The sequence below is a fragment of the Kribbella sp. HUAS MG21 genome (assembly GCF_040254265.1).
Lineage (GTDB): Bacteria > Actinomycetota > Actinomycetes > Propionibacteriales > Kribbellaceae > Kribbella.
Genome location: NZ_CP158165.1, coordinates 3,870,739 through 3,892,089, shown reverse-complemented (window position 1 = coordinate 3,892,089; position 21,351 = coordinate 3,870,739). Strand labels below are relative to the sequence as shown.

Sequence of the window (21,351 nt, the reverse complement as noted above, 5' to 3'; positions counted from 1 at the left end):
CGGCTGGACAGGGACAGAGAGTTGAGGTAAGCGGGGCCGGGTTTGGAATACTCCGGTCCGCTGGCGCATTATTAGCAGTCGGGTAGTAGGAGTGCCAGCGGCCTGAAGGGAACCGACCGTGCCGACGTACCAGTACCAGTGCACCGACTGTGGCGAAGCGCTCGAGGTGCGCCAGAGCTTCACGGACGACGCGCTGACCGTGTGCCCGAACTGCCAGGGGAACCTGCGCAAGGTCTTCAACGCCGTGGGCGTCGTGTTCAAGGGCTCCGGGTTCTACCGGACCGACAGCCGGACGTCGGGCAAGAGCTCGGTGCCGGCGAAGGCCGACGCCTCGTCGTCCTCTTCTTCGTCTTCGTCGTCCTCTGCTTCGTCGTCGGGGTCGTCAGGGTCGTCGTCCAGTGGGTCTTCCGGTACGTCGTCGTCCGGCAGCTCCTCGTCCTCGGGGAGCAGCGCGGCCTGACCGCGCCCTGTGGACAACTGAGAGGCGGGTGCCGGCGAAACTCGTACCTTCTCCGGCATGAAAATCCCTTCCCTCCTTCGTGATCTGTTCCGTGCCGCCCGCTGGCACCGGCGGCTCCTCGCCGGTGTCGCGGCCGCGGCCGCCGTGTACTTCGGACTCCTCGCCCTCTCCCCCGCGCCGCCGCCGACCGTCACCGTGCTGGCCGCGGCGCGCGACCTGAGTGGCGGCGCCGCGCCCGCGCGCGCCGACTTGCGGACCGTCGAGTTGCCACCGGGCTCCGTTCCCGATGGTGCGCTCAGACCTGGCAGCGAGCTGACCACGCGAGTGCTCAGCGGCCCGGTCAGAGCCGGCGAGCCACTCACCGACGCGAGATTCCTCGCCCCACCCGCCGTGCCGACGGGCGCGCTGGCCTATCCGGTCCGCGTCGACGACGCCGACGTCACGACCTTGCTCCGCGTCGGCGACCATCTCAGCTTGTACGCCGCCAGCAGTACTACAGCCGACGCCGCGCGACTGCTCGCTCGCGCGGTGCCCGTGCTCGCTCTACCCGAGCCCCGATCCGGCACGACAGGCGCGCTGATCGTGGTCGCGGCTACGCCGGAGGTTGCGGGCCGATTGGCCCAGGCCAGTACGAATTCGCGCATCACCGTGGCGTTAGCGCCCGACACGGGCTGATCACGCTGCGAAGTTGTCGCGGGACGATGCGTTGCCGCGCGGCGCGGTCTCTCGCCCTCGCGAGCCTGCCGCCCTACCTTGTCCGGGTACAACCACCCGCTTCGTGGAGGAACACCCACATGCTCAAGGGCTTCAAAGAATTCATCATGCGCGGGAACGTCGTCGACCTCGCGGTCGCAGTCGTCATCGGCGCCGCGTTCACCAAGATCGTCACCGCGCTCGTCGACGGGCTGATCAACCCGCTGATCGCGGCGATCTTCGGCAAGGCGGACCTGACCGGCGTCGGCAACTTCACCGTCAACGACGCGAAGTTCTCGCTCGGTCTGGTGCTGGACGCGGCGCTGAGCTTCCTCTTCGTCGCCGCGGCCGTGTACTTCTTCATCGTGCTGCCGCTGAACAAGCTGGCCGAGCGGCGCAAGCGCGGCCAGGAGCCGGAGCCCGACCCGCTGACCACCGACCAGGAGCTGCTCACCGAGATCCGCGACCTGCTGCGCGCCCGCCGGTAGTACGACCCTCGACAGGTGGGCGCTAAACCTCAGCCCCTGAGCTCGCCGACGCCCACCTGCTCACCGGCGTACCGCATCCACCGGTACGGGACCGGCTGGCCGTCGTTCCACTCCTCCATCAACGCCGCGGGGACGTCGACGAAACCGCTGCGATGGTAGGCGCGGATCGCCGGCACGTTCTCCGGCCGCACCCGCAGGAACACCTCCGAGTACCCGGCGTCCAACGCCGGCCCGAGCAACGCCCGCACCAGCTCACCACCGACACCCCGCCCACGGACTTCCGGGTCCACGATGATCCGAGCGAGCTCGACCTCGTCCTCCTCGTCGTCCAGCCACACCTCGCCGTACCCGACCGCCCGATCCCCGTCGAACAACAAGTACGACTGAATATCCGCCTCAACCGTCCGCCAGCTCCCCCGCAACTCCTCCGGAAACGGATAAATCACCCGCCCCGAGAGCAGCGCCACCTCCTTCTCGTCCAGCGCCCACCCCGCAACCTGCACCCCATACCCATCCTCAAACCCCCGAAGCTCCACACTCATCCCCTCAGCCGCCGAACCCCACGATCGTTCGCACCAGTTGATCCAGGTACGGCGGGCCGCTCGTCGTAGCGAAGGCAGGTGCCGGCGGTTCGGGCACCCGGCCGGCTGATCCCCCGGATCGACCGCGGCGACGCGTTCGACCGTCTTCCACTGATGCGACGAATTCTCCGGCACCGACGCCACCACCGCCACCAGAATTCCCGCCGACGGCGTCAGTCCCGAGACCGGCGGGCCGGTAGAAATCCCACCCGTCAGCAGCTCGCCGCGCCACCGCAGGTTGCCCGCGCCACGGCAGGTTGCCCGCGCCACGGCAGGTTGCCCGCGCCACGGCAGGTTGCCCGCGCCACGGCAGGTTGTCCACCAGGGCGGACCGGCCGCGTCACCCATTGGAGGCCCCAACGATCCTTGCCGGACCCAGAGGTTTCGCGCGATGTTCACCCGGCAACCGCTCCCACGGCGGATCGGCGCACCGGTGGGTCATCCGTGGTGCGGGGGAACCTCGTTCAGGATGCGCTCGTCGTCGTCGCTGCCGAAGTCGTTGTCGCCCCAGGAGCGTGGGTCGTCGTCACGGGTCTGCTCCGGCAGGAGCGGCTCGTCGTCTTCGTACGGGCTCGTCATACGTCCAGATTACCGAGTCACGCCCGGTCGCCCGGGGTCGTCATGGAGTCGAGTGGTGGAGGTGCGCGGGTACTCGTCGGTGGCTCGGGATGGCTGTGGTCCGAGAGCCCTTGTCCAGCCGCTGACAGATCGGCCGCGTCGGTCTGCAGATAGGCCACCTCACCTGGCTTCGAGGACAGCCCGTACACCCGGAACGGCTCAGGCTCGTTCCCCGCGAGCAGCCATCAGACCCACCGATCCCAACCTCTCACTCCCGCCGCGCCGCGGCATCCACCCCCGCCCGCTCCCGGCCCACGACACAAACCCTGAAGACCCCAACCCACCCACCACCGGCCCGCAAGTCTCCCGAACCGTCCACCCGGACAGCCGGGGATGCCGGGGGGCGGGTGGCCAGTGCGTGGAGGTTACAGGTGTGGTTCGGTTGGGGATCGATCGGGGGAAGTGACGGGATAGACGTGGGGCCGTGATGTTTCGGCACGGCTGGTGAGACTCCGGTCCTCCATGATGTTGACCTTGCCAACCCGGAAGGACCGAGTCGTGAGTGCATTACGGACACGGGGCCTGATCGGTGCGACGCTCGTCGGGGCTGTACTCGGGATCGCCGCCGCCTGCGGCACCGAGGGCGCCTCGTCCCCGCCCGCCGCCCAGCCCACGCAGAGCCCGAGCAACACCCCGAGCAGTCCGGGCAGCCCCAGCCCGAGCAGCCCGAGTGGGACGCCGAGTACGGACTGTCCCGAGACCATCGCTGCCGTGCGGACCGCGGCCGACAAGGCGGTCTGGGGGCAGGGCGCCGCCACCTCGACATTCACGCCGGTCAGCGTGACGATCTGCCAGTACGACGCCAAGGCGACCGACCAGGACTACGCGACTGTCACCACGAAGCGCACCGGCAAGCAGGCGACCGACCTGTTCGCGCTGGTCAACGCGGCGAAACCCGTCGCGAAGAAGCCTGCTGTCTGCACCAAGGAACTCGGGCCCACCTACGTCCTGCGGTTCACCGACAACGACCGCGGCGTGCTGTCGTTCGCCGCCGAGGCGTTCGGCTGCCACCGGCTGGTGGCGACCTCGCTGGAAGGTCAGGGCAAGCCCGGCGTACTGCCGGCGCCTCGCCAGGTGACTGCCGAGCTGACGAAGTCGCTCGGCCTGCGCTGACCTCACGACGGACGCGCACCCCGAAGCCGTCCGCAGTGGGGTCAACCCGCGCCTGCCTTGCGGGTCCCCTCCCGGGTCGACCCGCGAGGCAGGTTGCGGCGTCGGTCGCCGTGCCGCACCCTCTCGGTGAGGGAGGGGGCACATGCGAACGATCCGGCTGCTGTGCGCGCTGCTTCTCGTCTGCTTGGCCAGCGCCTGCTCGAGCAGCAAGTCCGCCGAATCCCAGCCCTGCACACCAGGATTCACCTGTACGACGCTGCACGTCCCCCTCGACCGGCAACGCCCGGACGGACCGTCGCTCAACCTGGCCGTCGCCGCGGCGGACAACACCGACGCACCCCGCGGTGTCCTCCTCGTCCTCACCGGCGGCCCCGGTCAACCCGGCGTACCGCTCCTGACCAGCGTCCGCCGCAACATCCACTCTGACGTACTGCGCGAGTACCGCCTCGTCATGTTCAGCCAGCGCGGCACCGGACCGAACGGCATCAATTGCCGCGCGCTGCAAGGGACCGTGGGCGGTTCGGACTTCCTCACCCCGCCGCCCGACGCAGTGGACCAGTGCGCCCAGCAGCTCGGTTCAGACCTCGGGTACTACGGCACACCCGACACCGTCGACGACATCGAGCAGCTGCGGCAGTCTCTCGACGTAGACAGGCTGACGCTCGACGGCACGTCGTACGGCAGCTTCACGGCCGCGCAGTACGGCCTCAAGTACCCGGACCGCGTGCGGGCGCTCGTGCTGGACTCCGTCGTACCGCACAAGGGCTTCGACCCGCTGGGCGTGGACCTGATGACGGCCACCGGAGGCGTACTCAAAGCCGCCTGCAAACAGGACCCTGCTTGTACGACGGACCCGGTGGCAGACCTGGCGTGGCTGATCCAGCACGGCGTCAGCGGCACCGACCTGATGGAGACGCTGTCCGTGGCGAGCCTCAACTCGGTCAACCCCTCTCTCAAAGGGATCCCAGCCGTACTGCGCTCCGCACGCAACGGCGACGACACCGGCCTCAAGCAGATGCTCCAGCGGACCACCAGCAAGGACCTGCCGTACAACACGCTCTCCGCAGGGCTACACCTGGCCACGCTCTGCTCGGACCTCCGCTACCCCTGGTCCGGCAAGCCCGACCGCCAGCAGGCCCTCGACGATGCGGTACGACGCCTCGACCCGAAGCGGCTGTACCCGTACGACGTCGCGACCGCGCGCAACCAGCTGATGATCCAGGGCTGCCTGCGCTGGCCGGCGGCCCGCGTGTCGACGTACCCGGCCGCGCAGGAGCTGCAGCCGCGGACCCTGATCCTGCACGGGAGCAACGACCTGTTCTGTCCGCTCGACTGGGCGAAGTGGGAGAAGGCGCACGCCAAGGCCGCCCAGTTGGTCGTCGTACCGGGCAGCGGCCACAGCGTGCAGCGCGATCCCCGCGGCCGGGAAGCGGTACGGAAGTTCCTGCTGGAGTAGAGATCGAACTGTGCGCGAACGGTTGCAGCACGTGGGCGACTCGATGCGTCTAATAGGTGTGAGGAGTTGTACGCCCAGCCAGGGAGTCGCGAGTGGAGTTCGAGGAGTACGTGTCCGCGCGCGGACAGGAACTGGTGCGGCTCGGGTTCACCGTCTCCGGCGACTACCAGCGCGCGGAGGACCTGGCGCAGATCGCGCTGATGCAGGCGTTCCGGAAGTGGCGGAAGGTCCGGGCCGCCGACGACCCGCACCACTACGTCCGGCGGATCCTCGTGAACGAGTACCTGTCGATGACGCGCCGGCGCTCGTTCAGCGAGGCGCCGACAGCCGACCTCGACGTACGGCGGACCGTGCCGGACCACGCGACGGACATCGCGAACTCCGACGACCTGTGGCGGGCGCTGTCGACGCTGTCCGCCCGGGAGCGGGTCGTCCTGGTGCTGCGCTACTACCAGGACCTGGACGACCAGACGATCGCCGACGTGCTCGGCATCAAGCCGTCCTCCGTGCGTGCGACCGCGAGCCGGGCGCTCGCCGCGCTGCGGAAAGCCAGAGAGTCCAACGTGACGATGAGAGGCTGACGTGAGCAACACCGATCTCGAAGACGACCTGCGGGGCACGTTCGAACGCGCCGCGGCCACGGTGCCGCAGGCCGCGGACCTGACCGACCGCGCGACGGAGGGAGTCCGGCGCGCCCAGCGCCGGACCTGGATCGTCTCCGGCGCGGCCGCTGTCGCGGTCGCCGCGGTCGCGGTCACCGGTTTCGGCCTCGCCGGCTCGTCGAACACACCGACGAAGCCGTCCCAGGTGCCGGTCGCCGGCCCACCGCAGTCCGGATCGCCACAGACCGAGCCGGTGAGCCAGCCGCTGTCGGCGCGGACCGTGGCCGGGACCTGGATGCCGGTGCAGATGATGGGCGTCAAGTCGCTGAAGGTCGCTCGGCCCGACGACCCGGTGCTGGTGTTCAAGCCGGACGGGACCTGGACCGGCTCGGACGGCTGCAACGGTCTGCAGGGGACGTACACCATCGGCGCGCGCGGAGCGTTCACCGCGACGCCCGGGGCGCAGACGCTGATCGGCTGCGAGAACGTGCCGCACACCGGCGTACTGCGCGCCGCGAAGCGGATCGCGATGACCCATGACACGCTCCAGCTCTTCGACGCTGACGGGCGGGAGATCGCGAAGTACGCTCGCTCACGGTAGTCGATTCTGTTCGCGGACGGTGATCACCTCTTGACGGAACGGAGCCGGTGACCGACCCTTCTAGGGGTTTGTCCACCGATCTTGGGAGCCTTGTGCGACTCTCCGTCACCGTCCCGCTGGTCACGCTCGGTTCAGTCTCACTCTTCGCGGTCGTCGTCACCGCCCCGTCCTCGGGTGCGGTGGTGGGCGCCGCGGCATGCTCCCACGCGCAGCCCAGCGCGAGTTCGACCGAGGCGACGCGGCTGGCGCAGCCGACGTCCACGTCCGACGCGCGCCCGTTGGGCGAATCGCTGGGCGACGGCATCTCCGCCGCGGTCCGGTCGCTCGAACCGTTGGACGCCGCCGGCCGTCCGACGTCCGGGCTGCCGTACGGACTGAGCCAGGGCGTCATCGGCGTGGTCGGCTCGGCCACGACCGGCTTCAAGGTCGTCGTCGACTCCGCGAAGCTGGACACCGAGAAGTACCAGGCCGCGATGGCCCGCAACCTGCCGCCCGCCGGCAAGGGCATGGTCCGGGTCGAGCGCAGCTGCCGCTCGGCCCAGTCGATCGCCGACGCCTGGAACGCGGTCAGCACCCGCTCATGGTCCAGCGACGCCTCCCGGACGACGTACGCCGCCGACCTGGACCCGGCGAGCGAGAACGTCGTTGTCGAGTACGACGCCGCGACCACGTCTCCCGCGTCGCTGGCCGGGCTTCGCGAACTGTCCGGCGTACAACTCGTCGCGGGTTCGCTCGCTCGCACGTCGCGGCTGAGCGACACCCCGAAGGGCGGTCATTGGGGCGGCGCGCGGATCACCTCTGCGTTGAAGAACTGCTCCGCCGGCTTCTCCGTCGTACGGCGCTCCAACGGTCAGCGCGGCTCCGTCACCGCCGGCCACTGCGGCGCGCCCCGCACGGTGTGGAAGTCCGGCCCCAACTACTACGGCACCACGACGGTCCGCACGAACTACCCGGAATACGACCAGGCCTTGCTGACCGGCAGCTCGTACGGCGCGAAGATCTGGACCGACGGCCCCGGCGACAGCGCCAACACCCGCACCGTGACCGGCGCCGGCGACCCCGGCGTCGGCACCTCCGTCTGCCAGTCCGGCAGCTTCAGTACGTCGGTCTGCAACCTCACGGTCCGCTCGACGTCAGCGAGGTACTGCGACACGGACGGCTGCACGACGTACGTCATCCGCGCCACCCGCGGCGGCCTGATCGCGATCATCGGCGGCGACTCCGGCGGCCCGGTCTACACCCGCCGCGGCACCAGCTCCGCCACGATCCGGGGTATGGCCTTCGCGGGCGCGGGCTGCGCAGCCTCGCGCTGCACCACCCTCTACGCCGAACGCTACAAGTCCATCGCCGGCCATCTCGGCGTCACCGCCGTCACTGGCTGATGGGGTGCCCCCGGCAGGATTCGAACCTGCGGCACATGGTTTAGGAAACCACTGCTCTATCCCCTGAGCTACGGGGGCCGACCACCCGGAGCCTATCGCACCAGCGGGCTTCGTCCGCGCGCCACTGCCGGGCGATCAGCGTGCCAGCGCGCGGGCGATCGGCCAGGCGCCGGGCGAGGTGTTGGACAGCACGGTGCGGGTGATGCCGGTGCGCGGGTCGTGGGTGGACTTGAACGATGCGCCGGCGTCGTAGCCGACCAGGATCACCGTGTCGGTGGTCTCGTGCAGCCAGAAGCCGAGGCCGTAGCGCATGGACTCCTCGGGTACGTCGCGCCGCGGCCGGACGATCTCGGCAACGGAGTCGACGATCTCGCCGGCGAAGAACGCTCGCCAGAACGCGGAGATGTCCGCGGCGGTGGTGTGGATGCCGCCGTCCCCGGTGGCCAGCACCGGCAGGTGGAAGATATTGGAGCGGTCGACGCCGTCCAGCGGCAGGTAACCAACCGCGGCGTCGGCCGGCAACTCGTCCGACCGGAGGAAATCCGTTCTGGTCATCCCGGCCGGGCGGAGCACGCGTTCCCGGACGAGTTCGTGGTACCCGGCACCACTCGCCCGCTCGGCCAGCAGGGCGAGCACCACGAAGCCGCCGTTGCAGTAGCTGAACCGCTCCCCAGCCCGGAACTTGGTCGGGTGGCCGTCCAGCAAGGGCAGGAACGCCTCGGTGGTCGTCAACTCGTGCACCGCGCCGACGACGTACTCCGTGATGTCCGACTCGACCTCTTCGTCCAGGTAGTCGCCGATGCCGGAGGTGTGCGTGAGCAGATGCTCGACGGTGACGTCGTCCGCGATCAGCGGGAGGTCCTTGCCGAGCAGGGACCGCGCGGTGGTCTCCAGCTTCAGTACGCCGTCACGCACCAGCGACAGCACCGCCAGAGCGGTGAAGCCCTTGCTGCCACTGGCGATTCCGAACCGCGTGTCCACCGTGTTGGGCACGCGGTAGGTGCGGTTGGCCAGCCCGTACGCCTTCGCGAACTCGATCTCACCGTCCCGGTCGACCCAGATCACACCTGAGAAGCCCGTGTCCGCGGCAACCTTCTCGACATCCCCCAGCCCCATGGCCGCAGGGTAGCCGAGCCGGGCTCCACAATCCGGTATAGTGCGCAATCCGGTTCTCGGATGGGGGTTCGAGAACTCTTGGGGTGATCCGGGCATCAAGGGGTGCGTAGGGGTGAGCTCTGTCTCCCGCAGGTGGGAGCGGGCCGGGCGACCTGGGGGCGACAGGTGAAGCGGGAAGCGGGCGGGCGGCGGGGCGCACGGGCGGGGAGTGCGGTGGCGACTGGGAGTGCGGCGGCCGGGAGTGGGATGCCGGCGCGGTTGGATGCGGCGGTTCGGGTGCTCGTTGGGCCCGCCAACTTTGCGGGCCAGGGCAGCCGGTGGGCGCGGGCGCTCGAGGGCCGGGCGCCGGAGGCGAAGGCGACCTCGTTCGCGTTCTTCCGGGGTGTGCTCGACTATCCGGTCGACTACGGGGTCCCGGCGCGCGCGTACCGGCGCAATCCCCGGTGGCGGATGAACTTCTACAACCATGTCGTGGGCAACTACACGCATGTGCTGATGGAGGCGGGCCGTCCCCTCTTCGGGCCGCTGCACGGGCCGGACGGGTCGTACGAGATCCCGCGACTGCTGGCCAAGGGGTTGCAGGTAGGCCTGATCGCGCACGGCTCCGACGTCCGCGTTCCCAGCAGGCATGTCGAGAGCGAGCCCTGGTCGCCGTTCCCGGACATCGACGACGAGCACGTCGAGCTGCTCGAACGCAACGCCACCCGGGCCGCTGAACTGTTCACGTCGTACCCCGGTCCGGTGTACGTCTCCACGCCCGACCTCTTCGACTACGTGCCGAACGCCGTCTGGTGCCCGGTGATCGTCGACGTGAACACCTGGCGCAGCGACGCCCCGGTGCTCGAACACCCGAAGCCGGTGGTGGCGCACGCGCCCAGCAAGTCGGCGATGAAGGGCTCCGAGCTGATCGATCCGATCATGGAACGGCTGGCCGGGCAGGGTCTGATCACGTACCGGCGCGTCGAGGGCGTCGACCCGGCGGAGATGCCGGCCGTGTACCGGGACGCCGACATCGTGCTCGACCAGTTCCGGGTCGGCAGTTACGGGGTCGCCGCGTGCGAGGCGATGGCTGCGGGCCGGGTCGTGGTGGGGCAAATCGCCCAGCACGTCCGCGACCGAGTGGCCGCTGACACCGGGCTGGACCTGCCGATCGTGGAGGCGACGCCGGACACCGTCGAGCAGGTCGTGCTCGACCTCATTGCGCAGCCGGCGCAGGCCCGCGAGGTCGCGGCGCGCGGGCCGGGGTTCGTCGAGAAGGTGCACGACGGGCGGTGGTCGGCCGAGGCGCTGGCGTCGTTCGTGGAGGACCCGAAGCCGGTACCGGTGGACTGGAAGCCGGCCTGGATCCGGCCGAAGGTCGTGATGATGGCCGGCAACGACATCGTCAGCGACGCGCGGGTCCTCAAGTACGCGCAGACAGTGGCGAACTGGGATCTCGACGTGACCTGTATCGGCATCCCGGGACGCCGCCTGCGGGGTGTGCGGCAGTTCGGCAAGGTGCAGGTGATGTGCCCGCCGATTCCGTCGCGGGTGCTGCTCACGGGCTGGCGCAAGCGGGTGGCCAACGTGAAGGCCAGCCTGAAGGTCAACTTCAAGCTGTTCTTCAGCACCGAGGCCGAGTACCTGATGGCCTACAGCCACTGGCAGTACGCGAGTCGCGAGCTCCGCGCCGAGCGCGGCCGCGACCGCCGCGACCGCGAACGCACCAGCACCGGCGCGGGATTCGGCGTACGGCGGACCGCTGTCGGCCGACTGCAACGCGCGGCGCGTTGGCGGTTGCTCCGCCTGCACCACGCCGTCCTCCAGGCCCGGGCGTACTACGTCCGCAAACCCGGCAAGCAACCCGACCTCACCGACCTCGGCATCGGCAAGCGCCGCGAACGCCTGCTCGCCCTGCATCGCCGCCTGCCGTCCGGCCGCTGGCGACGCGTGATGCCCGAACTCGTCGACCAGGAGCTGACGCTCGGCCCGCTCCTCGACCGCATGCCCGTCGAGGTCATCCACGTGCACGACGTGTTCATGCTAGGCATCGCCGCGCGAGCGGCACACCGCGCAGCACTCGACGGCCGCACCGTCAGGATCATCTACGACGCCCACGAGTACATCCCGGGCGTCCCGGTGGTCGCGCCGCGGCGAGTGGCGGCGTACTGCGACCTCGAGCGCGAGTTCATCCGCGACGCCGACCGCGTCATCACGGTCTCGGATCCGCTGGCCGAGTGGCTGCGGCGCGACCACAAGCTGGCCGAGCTGCCCGCCGTCGTCCTCAACGCACCGGTCGAACCGCCCGAGGACGCCGACGTCAAAGGGCTGCGCGACGTACTGCAGCTGCCTCAGGACGTCCCGCTCGTGGTGTACGGCGGTGGCGTCAACCGTGCCCGCGGCGTCGGAACGGTCGTCGAGGCCCTGCCGCAGCTCCCCGACGTCCACCTCGCGATCGTCGCGCAGGCGAACCCCGTCACCGCGGAACTGCAGGCCCGCGCCGCCGAACTCGGCGTCAGCGACCGCGTCCACCTCGCGCCGTTCGTGTCCGCCGAGGTCGTGCCGTTGTACCTGCGCTCCGCCGATATCGGCCTCAGCCCGCTGCTGCACGCGCCCAACCACGACATCGCGGTGACCAACAAGTTCTGCGAGTACCTCGCCGCCGGCCTGCCCCTCGTCACCAGCGACACCCCGGCGCAGGCCGACCTGGTCACCGAGCTCGACCTCGGCGCCGTCTACGCCGCGGGCGACGTCGACGATCTCGTACGAGCGATCCGGACCGTGCTCGCCGACCGCGACCGGATCGCCGGGCGCATCGCCGCAGACCCCGGCCTGCGGCACCGCTTCTCCTGGGCCGCCCAGGCCGAGGTCATCCGGTCGGTGTACGCCGACGTTCTGCGGCAGCAACTGCCCGACGCCGCCTACTCCCCCGGCGCCACCACTGTCCGCAAACTGCTCCCCGGCCCGCCGGAACTCCCGGAAACGAACTGGCGCGCCTCGAGACAAGCCGCCGCAAAGAGGTCGCGCTGAGTCGTTGCGCAGTTCCCCGGGCCGAATGATCATGAGGAATCGGTCGGGTGGCGCGTGGGGTCCATTGTGTGTGCGCCGCCCTGGGGGAAGGGGAATCGGATGAGGAAGTTCGTGCTGCTCGGGGGAGCTGTGATCTCGCTGATGCTGGGGTTGCTCACTCCAGCGGCGGCGGTGACCCCGGGTGCGCTGAGCCCGGCGACGGCGTCCGCCAATTGTGCCGCGTTCTTCGGGGTCGCGGCCGGGCCGGAACCACTGTCCGCCTGCCAGTGGGACATGCGCGTGATCGGCGTCGGCCCGGCGTCGTACGCCAACGCGACCGGCGACGGGGTCGACGTGGGCGTGATCGACGGTGGGGTCGACCTGACCCATCCCGACCTGGCCGGGAACCTCGACGTCGGCCGGTCGTGCTCGTTCATCTTCTCGACGACGCCGACGGCCGACCCGCAGGAGATCGCGAACGGCGACTGCAGCAACAAGGCCGCCGTCCAGGACCTGCAAGGTCACGGCACCCATGTCGCCACCACGATCGCGGGCGCGCTCAACGGCCGCGGTATCGCCGGGGTGGCGCCCGACGCCAACGTCGTGGGCATCAAGGCCTGCACGATCGTCGGCTTCTGTTTCGCCGACTCGGTCGCCGCGGCTCTCCGGTACGCCGGTGACCAGCGTCTCGACGTCGTCAACCTGAGCCTGTTCGCCGACCCGTGGCTGTACTTCTGCGGCAACGACGCCGCCCAGCGGGCGATCCTGCACGACCTGCAGAGCAGCGCCCGCTACGCGCAGCAGCGCGGTGTCGTGATCGTGGCCGCGGCCGGTAACGAGGCGGACGACCTCGGGCACCCGACGACCGACGTCATCAGCCCGGACTGGCCGCCGGACGCGGCCGTCGAGCGCGTCGTGCGCAACAACTGCCGGGTCGCGCCGGCCGAGCTGCCCGGTGTGATCGCGGTGTCGGCGTCCGGTGTCAACACGCTCGCCAGCTACTCCAACGTCGGCGGTCCGACCGTGGACGTGACGGCGCCTGGCGGCGACGCGGCCCAGACTCCTGGTACGACGTTCGGCCGCATCCTCGCCGGCTGGTCGAGCACCGACGCCACCGGTCAGTGGGAGGCCCTGGCCGCCGCGGGCCGCGCGGTCGAGGACGCCAACGGCGGCCGCTGGGTCTGGATCAGCGGAACGTCCATGGCATCGCCGCACGCGGCAGGTGTCGCGGCGCTGATCCGGGAACTCCATCCCAACTGGAGCCCAGGTGCCGTAGCCGCGGAGCTTCGCCGTACGGCGACACCGAAGGCCTGCCCGGCCACCTGGCCGGCTGACGACGTCCGCCAGTGCACCGGCGGTCCGTCGAGCACCACCTTCTTCGGTGCCGGGATGGTGAACGCTTTGGCGGCCACCTCCTGACGAAGAGGAGCGCAGTGGGGCGGACACCGTTCCGCCCCACTGTTACGCGGGGAGGCCTGCCAGGTCCGCCATCAGGTGCATGTGGTGCTCGAAGTACTCGGCGCGGGCCTCGATCATGAGGTCGAGGCGCCCGAAGACCTCGAAACTCAGAACGCCGTACAGATGGGTCCAGGCGACGAGGATGCGGTCGAGCTGCTCCTCGGTCGCGACGCCGTCCCGGTCGGCGATGAGGCGGTGCAGGTCGCTGCCGAGGCGCGCGGGGAGCGGCGCGGGTGGCGGGTCCAGGCGGTCGCCGGCGTCGGCGACGATCGCGGCCAGCAGCAGGATCACCTTGGTAGCGGGCTCGACGGTGTCCTGCGGAGCGGCGTACCCAGGGACCGGGCTGCCGTAGATCAGTCCGTATTCGGCCGGGTGCGCGAGGGCCCAGCCGCGCACCCCCTGGCAGGCGGCGAGCCAGCGCCCGCGAAGGTCGTCCCGCGGTACGGCGGACTCCGCGGCGCTCGCGGCGGCCGCGAGGTCGTCGTACGCGTCGACGATCAGCGCGGTGAGGAGCGCGTCGCGGCTCGGGAAGTACCGGTAGAGGGCGGACGCGACGATGTCCAGGTCCCGAGCGACCGCGCGCAGCGACAGGTTGGCGCCGTCGGTCGCGAGATGCCGGCGGGCGACGGCCTTGATCTCCTGGCTCATCTCCGACCGGACCCGGGCGCGCAGCGAGGGTGCGGACATGGGTCCAAGTCTCGCACAGGTGCGAGAACACTGTTCTTGCTTTCGCCGGAGCTGCTGAGTACAGTGAACTCATTCGAGAACAGTGTTCTCTCAGGAGGGGTTTGCGATGTCTCTGCAGGTCGTCATCGGCGCAGGCCCGGTCGGGTCCAGCACCGCCCGGCTGCTCGCCGCCCGAGGTGACGAGGTCCGAGTGCTCACCCGGTCCGGCAGCGGGCCCGACGGCGTCGAGCGGGTGGCCGCCGACGTGAGCGTGCCGGGCGTTCTCGAGCGGTACGTAGACGGCGCGGCCGCGATCTACTCGTGCGCCGGACCGCCGTACAACCGCTGGACCACGGACTGGCCGCCGATCGGCGCGGCGCTGATCCGCGCGGCCGAGGCGAGCGGCGCCGTCCTCGTGACGACCGGAAACCTCTACGGGTACGGCGCGGTCGACGGCCCGATGACCGAGGACACACCGCTGCGGCCCAACTCGGTCAAGGGCCAGGTGCGGGCCAAGCTGTGGACCGACGCGCTGGAGGCGCATCAGGCCGGGCGGATCCGGACCACTGAGGTGCGGGGTTCGGACTACCTGGGCGCGGGCGCGTTCACGTCGTTCAGCGCGATGGTGCTGCCGAAGGTGATCGCCGGCAAGCGCGGATCCCTGCCGGCCGATCTGGATGCGCCGCACAGCTGGACGTACGTCGGCGATGTCGCCCGCACGCTGATCGCGGTGGCGGACGACGAGAGCGCGTGGGGTCGCGCGTGGCACGTTCCCAGTGCGGAGCCGGTGTCGGTCCGGGCCCTCGCCGCGCTCGCCGCCGAACTGGTCGGCGCACCGCCTGCACGGGTCAGCACGATGCCGCTGATCGCGCTGCGGCTGGCGGGTGTATTCAATCCGATGGCCCGCGAGCTGATCGAGACGCAGTACCAGTGGCGGCGGCCGTTCGTGCTCGACTCGTCGGCGGCGACTGTTGCCTTCGGCATCAAACCGGTGCCGGTCGAGGACGCGCTGCGCGAAACGGTCGAGGCGCTGCGCCGGTAGGACTCCCGAACCCGGCGGCGCCCGCGCGAGTCTCACCACCGGGAGCGGCCGGTTGGCCGCTCGGCCTAGGCTGTGCGCGTCGACGGGAGAAGGGCAGTCATGAGTTCCAGAGGTCGAGGCCGCGGGTTGCGGCGGCTGATCGTCACGCTGGTGGTGCTGGCGGTGCTCGCGGTCGTCGTCGACCGGGCCGCGGCGTACGTCGCCGAGAACCAGCTCGCGTCGATGGCCGAGAAGGAAGCCGCGCAGTACGACGTCCGCGCGAGCAGCACCGCGGTGAAGATCGGCGGGTTCGGGTTCCTGCCGCAGCTCGTCCAGGAGGACTTCTCCAAGGTCACTCTGACGATGGAGAACCCGACGTTCTCCGGCATTCCCGGTGAGGACCTGAAGGTCGAACTGCACGACGTCCACGTCCCGCGATCGCTGCTCACACAGCAATCCGGCGCGGTCAGCGTCACGACCACCGACCTGCGGCTGCAGCTGTCACCGCGCGAGCTCGACCGGCTCGCGGTGAAGAGCACCGGGCTCGAAGGGCTCTCGCTGGCGATCGTCGACGGCGCACTGCGCGCGAAGGTCTCGGTACGCGGCATCGACGTCGACGTCCCGATCACGCCGCGAATCGTGGAAGGACGCGTCGTCCTCGCGTTGGGGCAGTTGTCCGGCTCGATCCCGTCGTACGTCCAGGACGCGGTGCGGAGTCAGCTGGCGCGCGGCATCACGGTGCCGGAGCTGCCGTTCGGTGCGCAGCTCACCGGGATCAGTGTTGTCGGCAATTCCGTCGTACTGACGGCAGCGGCGCGGGACCTGAAGTTCGGCGCCTGAGTCCCTTGGGTTGCGATGGTTCGCGATATATCGTCGAACTATCGCAGTCACTTTCGTTGAGGGACGGTGGTCGAGATGACCGGATCGGCGTACACCGCGGGCTGGCCTTGGCAGGAGTTCGTGCGCCAGTTCGAGCGGCAGTGCGGGAGTCTGGAGGACCTGAAGGAGGAGTTGCGCGCGGCGATGAGCGGCCGCCGCGGGCACCGGGGGCACCAGCAGCACTTCGGGCCGCAGTGGGGGATGTTCGGCGGGCAGATGTTCGGTCCGCCGTGGGGGCCGCCGCCGCGCTGGCGCGGACCCAAGGCACGGCGCGGCGACGTCCGGGCGGCGATCCTCGCCGTGCTGGCGGAGCAGCCGATGAACGGGTACGGCATCATCCAGGAGATCGCCGAGCGCAGCGGCGGGGTGTGGAAGCCCAGCCCCGGGTCGATCTACCCGACGCTGCAGCAGCTCGAGGACGAAGGGCTGGTGACCGCGGACGCGGAGGTCGGGCGGCGCACGTTCCGGCTGACCGACGAGGGCCGGACGTACGTCGCCGAGCACCAGGACGAGGTGTCCGCGCCGTGGGAGGCGATGAGCGCACCGTCGTCGGGCGAGGACGAGAACGGGTTCAAGCCGCTGTTCGGGCAGGTCGCGACGGCGATGTGGCAGATCCTCGCGACCGGTACGCCGGAACAGCAGGCGAAGGCGCGGGACGCGGTCGCCGATCTGCGGCGGCGGCTGTACGGGATCCTCGCCGAGGACGACGACCAGGACGACGGCACCGAGCGGGACCGTTCATGAGCTCGCCCGACCACCGGGAAGACCCCCGCCGCCACCGTCAGACCTGGACCGGCCGCGGCTGGTACAACGACTCCACACCCCAGCCCCGCGACGAACGGGGCTGGGGCTGGGGCCCCGACTGGCGAGCGACCAACAGGCCCACCCCGGCGGACCGCCCGCAGGACAGAACGCAGGACGGCATACGGGACGCTGGGGCACGGAAGCGGGTGCGGATCGGGGATGCCGAGCGGGATCGGGCTGTCGCGCAGTTGAGTGAGCACTTCGTGGCGGGGCGGTTGACGCAGGTCGAGTTCGAGGAGCGGAGCGAGCAGGTCACGCACGCGCGGTACTCGGACGACATCGACCCGCTGTTCGACGACCTGCCGACGTCCGCGGAGCTGCAGCCCGCACAACCGAGCCGTCCGGTCGGCGTACGGCGCCCCGGCCCGCCACCGCAGTTCCTGATGATCGTGCCGTTCCTGATGATCGGCCTCGTGGTCAGCTCGATCGCGCTCACCGCGCCGTGGCTGCTCTGGGGCCTGTTCTGGATCGTCCTGCTCAGCGGCCTGGGCCGCCACCACGGCCACCACCACTACCGCCGCTGACCCACCGCTGGGACCCTGGCGTCGGGAGCTACTTCCGCCCCCGGGCCCGCGGGATCTCTTCCGCGAACTCGACCACGAACCCGTCCGGGTCCGCGACATGGACCGTCCGATGTCCCCACGGACGGTCCGCCGGCCCGCTCAGCACCGGTACGCCGTCCGCGGCCAGCCGCTCGGCACACGCATCCACGTCGTCCACCATCACGACGACCTCCCCACCGGCCCCCGGCGCCACCGCCCGCCCGGTCAACCACTCCGCCCGCCGCCGCTCGTACAACGCGAACCGCACCCCACCCGCGTCGAACTCCGCATACCCCGCATCCGTGAACTTGTACGCCAGCCCCACCACATCCCGGTAGAACCGCACCGACGCCTCCAACTCCCCGACGTACAAGATGACGTACCCGATCTCCATCCCTCGATTGTCGGTGCTCGACTGGACGCGGTGACGTCTGCCACGACCCGCAGTACGTGGTCGATCGAGGTGGTTGGATGCGGGGTATGACGACCGTGTTGCGGTATGCCGCGTTCACGTCCGATCCGGGTGGGGGTAATCCGGCGGGGGTGGTGCTTGATGCGCGTGGGCTTGACGAGGCGGAGATGCAGGTGATCGCCGCGGAGGTCGGGTATTCGGAGACCGCGTTCCTGACCGGGAGTGCGGGCGGTGTGTGGACGGTGCGGTACTTCTCGCCCAAGGCAGAGGTGCCGTTCTGCGGGCATGCGACGGTTGCCACGGCGGTGGCGCTCGCGGAGCGGGACGGGCCGGGCGAGATCGTGTTCTCGACGCGCGCCGGGATCGTGCCGGTGACGGTCGACGCCGAGCTGCGCGCCACGCTCACCAGCGTCGAGCCGTCGGTCGAGGACGCCGGTGACATCAGCGAGGTGCTCGGTCTGCTCGGGTGGGCGCCCGAGGATCTCGATCCGGTCCTGCCGCCGAGGATCGCGTACGCCGGTGCGCGGCATCTCGTGCTGGGTACGGCGACCCGGCAACGGCTGGCCGACCTGGACTACGACTTCAACGGGTTGCTCGCGTACATGCTCGAGCGGGATCTCACCACGCTGCAGCTGGTGTGGCAGGAGTCGCCGACCACGTTCCATGTCCGCGATCCGTTCCCGGTCGGCGGTGTGGTCGAGGACCCGGCGACGGGGGCCGCCGCGGCCGCGTTCGGTGCGTACCTGCGGGAGCTTGGGCTAGCGCAGCCCACGCTCACACTGCACCAGGGCGAGGACCTCGGTCGCCCGAGCCTGATCACGGTCGACCTGCACCCCGACGACCAACGCATCCGCGTCAGCGGCAACGCCGTACCGATCCCACCGCCCGACTGAACGGCGACCCGCCGAGCGACCAGCCGTACCCGATCACGGAACCCGCGTGAGCCAGTCCTCGGTGCCGAACTTTGCTGTGACGCGGTCCTCGGCGAGTGCGACCGTGTCCGGGGAGATCTTGCCGTCGGTCAGGCCGTAGCGGTTCCGGAACGTGCCGACCATCCGCTCGATCACCTCGCGGCGCTCCAGCCCGGTCTGACTCCGCAATGGGTCGACGCGCTTGTTCGCGCTCGTCGTTCCCTTGTCCGACAGCTTCTCCCGGCCGATCCGCAGAACCTCGAGCATCTTGCCGGCGTCCATGTCGTAGGCCATCGTCACGTGATGCAGCACGGCCCCGCCGGCGAACCGTTTCTGCGCGGCGCCCGCGATCTTGCCCGCCGGCGAGGTGATGTCGTTGATCGGCTGGTACGTCGCCGCGATGCCGAGGTCGTTGAGCGCACCAATGACCCAGTCGTCCAGGAACGCGTACGACTCGACGAACGGCAGCCCGGACACGAGCGACTCCGGGACGTACAGCGAGTACGTGATCGTGTTGCCCGGCTCGACGAACATCGCCCCGCCGCCGCTGATCCGCCGTACGACGGTCACGTCGTGCCGGGCCGCGCCGTCCAGGTCGACCTCGTTGCGCACGGACTGGAAGCTGCCGATGATGACCGCGTTCGAGGCCCACTCCCAGACCCGCAGCGTCGGCGGGCGCTGTCCCGAACCGACCTCCTCCGCGATGACCTCGTCGAGCGCCATCTGCAGCGCGGGCTCCCGCGGTACGTCGTGCACGAACTGCCAGTCGTGGTCGCGCCAGCCGGTCGCGCCGGTCAAGGCCCGACGTACGGCGACCGCGACCGCCTCGGGCGAGAACCCGAGCATCTCCACGCCGTCGCCCAGCGCACCTCGCACCCGCGCCGCGATCTGCGCCGCGGGGGTGTCGATCGGGAGTCCCGCCAACGCCCCGTTGATCCGCTCGAGCGCGTCGTCCGGCTCGACGAAGAAATCCCCCGAAATCTGCGCGTTCCGCACATGCTGATCCACCACATCGAGATCAGCAACAACCAGCTTCCCGCCCGGCACCTTGTACTCACCATGCATATTCAGCGACAACAGCCACCGCCCTAGGGTTGTTCCAGTACCAGCCGGACCTCGTCCCCGACCGAAGCACCGGCAGCCTTCAACGCCGCCTTGCTGACGCCGACACAGAACCCGCCGCCCGCGACGTTTCCGCTGAACTCGATCGTCGTGGCCATGTTCCGTCCCTCCCGTTCGGTCCTACACTCCCTGACTATGGCGGAGATGAGCATGAACAAGGCGATCCATGCTGCCGTCCGGCGGGATCTGCGACGGTTTCTCGAGGCGCTGGAGCGGTTCCCGGCCGGGGATCGCGGCCGGGCCGCGCAGTTGGCGACGGCCTGGCAGAACTTCGACGCGCAGCTCACCCGGCACCACGAGGGCGAACACGAGATCGCCTGGCCGGCACTGCAGAAGCTCGGTGTGAGCGGCGACCTGCTCACCCAGCTCGACGCCGAGCACGACACGATGGCGGCCGCCCTGGCCGCGACCCGGACGGCGATGGGCGCCCTCCGCAACTCGGCGACCGCGGAGGACGCGGCGGCCGCACACGCCGCGATGCAGGAACTGCAACGCGTCACGATCGTCCACCTCGAGCACGAAGAGGCGGAGATCGAGCCGGTCTACCAGCAGAACGAGGGCTCCCCCGAGCTGAAGGCGATGGGCCGCGAGTTCGCCAAGGTGGGCCCCTCCGAAGGCGGCACCTTCTTCGCCTGGGCCCTCGACGGCGCCACCCCGGCGGAATCCGCCGCCATCACCGGCACCATCCCCAAACCGGTGCTCACCGTGATCGTCGGCCTCTTCGGCCGCACCTACCGCCGGTCGGTCGCCCCCGTCTGGCGCAGCTGACGGGTCAGGCAGCCGGCTTCAGTCGTACGGCGACCCGGCGGACGTGCGCGCGGACGGTGTCGATGTCCGGGGACGCGTCGACCTCGTGGTGGATGCCGCGGGCGGCGTAGAACTCGATCAGCGGTGCGGTCTGCTCGTGGTAGACCTCGAAGCGGCGGCGGATGACGTCCTCGGTGTCGTCCGAGCGGTGCTCGATCTCCGCGCGCCGCAGCAGCCGGTCGACGAGCGCGTCGGCCGCGACCTGGAGAACCACCGCGGCGTCCAGGGAACGCCCTTGCCCGGCGAGGATCTCGTCCAGGACGCCGGCCTGGTCGAGGGTGCGCGGGTACCCGTCCAGGACGAAGCCCGGACGGGCGTCGGGCGCGGCGAGCCGGTCGCGGACCATGTCGTTCGTGACCTCGTCCGGCACGTACTCCCCCGCGTCGAGGTAGCGCTGCGCGGCGCGGCCGAGCTCGGTGCCGTCGGCGATGTTGCGCCGGAACAGGTCGCCGGTCGAGATGACGGGTACGCCGAGGTGTCCGGCCAGGTGACCCGCGTGCGTCCCCTTGCCCGCCCCGGGCGGACCCATCAGCAAGACAGTGGTCACGGCACCCCTCCTGACACTCGGTAAGTCCCCCAGGTTATGGGACCGGCCGCGGTCGCGGTACGGCGTACGTCACTCCGGTACCCC

The 21,351-nt window shown here is 70.2% G+C and carries 24 protein-coding genes and 1 tRNA gene; 16 read left to right on the top strand and 9 right to left on the bottom strand.

Features of this window, described 5'->3' with window-relative positions; genetic code table 11:
* The first annotated feature begins 118 nt into the window (after positions 1-118).
* From ABN611_RS19135 to mscL, 3 genes are all read left to right on the top strand, one after another.
* Positions 119-460 (top strand): FmdB family zinc ribbon protein, encoded by a 342-nt coding sequence (locus ABN611_RS19135; RefSeq protein ID WP_350281249.1) that lies wholly within the window; start codon positions 119-121, stop codon positions 458-460.
* A gap of 57 nt (positions 461-517) precedes the next feature.
* Entirely contained in the window at positions 518-1,135 is a 618-nt protein-coding gene (locus tag ABN611_RS19130) for an SAF domain-containing protein (protein WP_350281248.1), read from the top strand.
* 119 nt (positions 1,136-1,254) lie between these two features.
* Positions 1,255-1,641, top strand: a complete 387-nt coding sequence (gene mscL, locus ABN611_RS19125) for a large conductance mechanosensitive channel protein MscL (RefSeq protein WP_350281247.1) — start codon at positions 1,255-1,257, stop codon at positions 1,639-1,641.
* 29 nt (positions 1,642-1,670) lie between these two features.
* Here the strand turns inward: mscL and ABN611_RS19120 are convergent, their stop codons facing one another.
* Positions 1,671-2,144 carry a GNAT family N-acetyltransferase gene (locus ABN611_RS19120; RefSeq protein WP_350281246.1) on the bottom strand — a complete coding sequence of 158 codons (474 nt, stop codon included), beginning with the start codon at positions 2,142-2,144 and terminating at the stop codon, positions 1,671-1,673.
* A gap of 516 nt (positions 2,145-2,660) precedes the next feature.
* Positions 2,661-2,801, bottom strand: a complete 141-nt coding sequence (locus tag ABN611_RS19115) for a hypothetical protein (protein ID WP_350281245.1) — start codon at positions 2,799-2,801, stop codon at positions 2,661-2,663.
* A gap of 537 nt (positions 2,802-3,338) precedes the next feature.
* Between ABN611_RS19115 and ABN611_RS19110 the strand changes: the two genes are divergently transcribed.
* The 5 genes from ABN611_RS19110 to ABN611_RS19090 all read left to right on the top strand — a co-directional run bounded on the left by ABN611_RS19110 (position 3,339) and on the right by ABN611_RS19090 (position 7,994).
* A complete protein-coding gene (locus ABN611_RS19110; RefSeq protein ID WP_350281244.1) occupies positions 3,339-3,953 on the top strand; it encodes a hypothetical protein in 615 nt (204 codons plus the stop codon).
* A gap of 142 nt (positions 3,954-4,095) precedes the next feature.
* Positions 4,096-5,409: an alpha/beta hydrolase gene (locus tag ABN611_RS19105; RefSeq protein ID WP_350281243.1), complete on the top strand. Its 1,314-nt coding sequence runs from the start codon at positions 4,096-4,098 to the stop codon at positions 5,407-5,409.
* Positions 5,410-5,501: 92 nt separating this feature from the next.
* Positions 5,502-5,990 carry a SigE family RNA polymerase sigma factor gene (locus ABN611_RS19100; RefSeq protein WP_350281242.1) on the top strand — a complete coding sequence of 163 codons (489 nt, stop codon included), beginning with the start codon at positions 5,502-5,504 and terminating at the stop codon, positions 5,988-5,990.
* Position 5,991: 1 nt separating this feature from the next.
* Entirely contained in the window at positions 5,992-6,612 is a 621-nt protein-coding gene (locus tag ABN611_RS19095) for an META domain-containing protein (protein WP_350281241.1), read from the top strand.
* Positions 6,613-6,704: 92 nt separating this feature from the next.
* On the top strand, positions 6,705-7,994 hold the full coding sequence (locus ABN611_RS19090) for a hypothetical protein (RefSeq protein WP_350281240.1): 1,290 nt from the start codon (positions 6,705-6,707) through the stop codon (positions 7,992-7,994).
* Between the two features lie 5 nt (positions 7,995-7,999).
* Here the strand turns inward: ABN611_RS19090 and ABN611_RS19085 are convergent.
* Both ABN611_RS19085 and ABN611_RS19080 read right to left on the bottom strand, forming a co-directional pair.
* Positions 8,000-8,072 (bottom strand) — tRNA-Arg (locus tag ABN611_RS19085).
* 57 nt (positions 8,073-8,129) lie between these two features.
* Positions 8,130-9,110, bottom strand: coding sequence for a serine hydrolase domain-containing protein (locus tag ABN611_RS19080; protein WP_350281239.1), 981 nt, complete (start codon positions 9,108-9,110; stop codon positions 8,130-8,132).
* A 213-nt stretch (positions 9,111-9,323) separates the two neighbouring features.
* Between ABN611_RS19080 and ABN611_RS19075 the strand changes: the two genes are divergently transcribed.
* On the top strand, positions 9,324-12,119 hold the full coding sequence (locus ABN611_RS19075; protein ID WP_350281238.1) for a glycosyltransferase: 2,796 nt from the start codon (positions 9,324-9,326) through the stop codon (positions 12,117-12,119).
* 99 nt (positions 12,120-12,218) lie between these two features.
* The gene (locus ABN611_RS19070) at positions 12,219-13,517 is read left to right on the top strand and encodes a S8 family serine peptidase (RefSeq protein ID WP_350281237.1); all 1,299 of its coding nucleotides are present in this window, start codon (positions 12,219-12,221) and stop codon (positions 13,515-13,517) included.
* 42 nt (positions 13,518-13,559) lie between these two features.
* On the opposite strand, the gene ABN611_RS19065 is transcribed toward ABN611_RS19070, so the two are convergent.
* Entirely contained in the window at positions 13,560-14,243 is a 684-nt protein-coding gene (locus ABN611_RS19065; RefSeq protein WP_350281236.1) for a WHG domain-containing protein, read from the bottom strand.
* A gap of 106 nt (positions 14,244-14,349) precedes the next feature.
* Here ABN611_RS19065 and ABN611_RS19060 point away from each other — a divergent pair, with 106 nt between their 5' ends.
* The 4 genes from ABN611_RS19060 (at position 14,350) to ABN611_RS19045 (ending at position 17,450) form a co-directional block, all read left to right on the top strand.
* On the top strand, positions 14,350-15,264 hold the full coding sequence (locus tag ABN611_RS19060; RefSeq protein WP_350281235.1) for an NAD-dependent epimerase/dehydratase family protein: 915 nt from the start codon (positions 14,350-14,352) through the stop codon (positions 15,262-15,264).
* Between the two features lie 99 nt (positions 15,265-15,363).
* The gene (locus ABN611_RS19055) at positions 15,364-16,083 is read left to right on the top strand and encodes a DUF2993 domain-containing protein (protein ID WP_350281234.1); all 720 of its coding nucleotides are present in this window, start codon (positions 15,364-15,366) and stop codon (positions 16,081-16,083) included.
* Between the two features lie 75 nt (positions 16,084-16,158).
* On the top strand, positions 16,159-16,866 hold the full coding sequence (locus ABN611_RS19050) for a PadR family transcriptional regulator (RefSeq protein WP_350281233.1): 708 nt from the start codon (positions 16,159-16,161) through the stop codon (positions 16,864-16,866).
* Positions 16,863-17,450, top strand: coding sequence for a DUF1707 domain-containing protein (locus ABN611_RS19045; RefSeq protein WP_350281232.1), 588 nt, complete (start codon positions 16,863-16,865; stop codon positions 17,448-17,450). The genes ABN611_RS19050 and ABN611_RS19045 overlap by 4 nt, the downstream gene beginning before the upstream one ends.
* Before the next feature lie 28 nt (positions 17,451-17,478).
* On the opposite strand, the gene ABN611_RS19040 is transcribed toward ABN611_RS19045, so the two are convergent.
* Complete coding sequence (locus ABN611_RS19040; protein WP_350281231.1) at positions 17,479-17,862, bottom strand: VOC family protein; 384 nt, start codon at positions 17,860-17,862, stop codon at positions 17,479-17,481.
* A gap of 86 nt (positions 17,863-17,948) precedes the next feature.
* Between ABN611_RS19040 and ABN611_RS19035 the strand changes: the two genes are divergently transcribed.
* Complete coding sequence (locus ABN611_RS19035) at positions 17,949-18,773, top strand: PhzF family phenazine biosynthesis isomerase (protein WP_350281230.1); 825 nt, start codon at positions 17,949-17,951, stop codon at positions 18,771-18,773.
* Between the two features lie 33 nt (positions 18,774-18,806).
* Here ABN611_RS19035 and ABN611_RS19030 read toward each other — a convergent pair whose 3' ends face one another.
* A complete protein-coding gene (locus ABN611_RS19030; protein ID WP_350281229.1) occupies positions 18,807-19,856 on the bottom strand; it encodes a biotin/lipoate A/B protein ligase family protein in 1,050 nt (349 codons plus the stop codon).
* Positions 19,857-19,879: 23 nt separating this feature from the next.
* Complete coding sequence (locus ABN611_RS19025) at positions 19,880-20,011, bottom strand: hypothetical protein (protein WP_350281228.1); 132 nt, start codon at positions 20,009-20,011, stop codon at positions 19,880-19,882.
* 37 nt (positions 20,012-20,048) lie between these two features.
* On the opposite strand from ABN611_RS19025, the gene ABN611_RS19020 reads away from it, so the two are divergent.
* Entirely contained in the window at positions 20,049-20,681 is a 633-nt protein-coding gene (locus tag ABN611_RS19020) for a hemerythrin domain-containing protein (RefSeq protein WP_350281227.1), read from the top strand.
* Between the two features lie 4 nt (positions 20,682-20,685).
* On the opposite strand, the gene ABN611_RS19015 is transcribed toward ABN611_RS19020, so the two are convergent.
* Positions 20,686-21,267, bottom strand: a complete 582-nt coding sequence (locus ABN611_RS19015; protein ID WP_350281226.1) for an adenylate kinase — start codon at positions 21,265-21,267, stop codon at positions 20,686-20,688.
* Between the last annotated feature and the right edge of the window lie 84 nt (positions 21,268-21,351).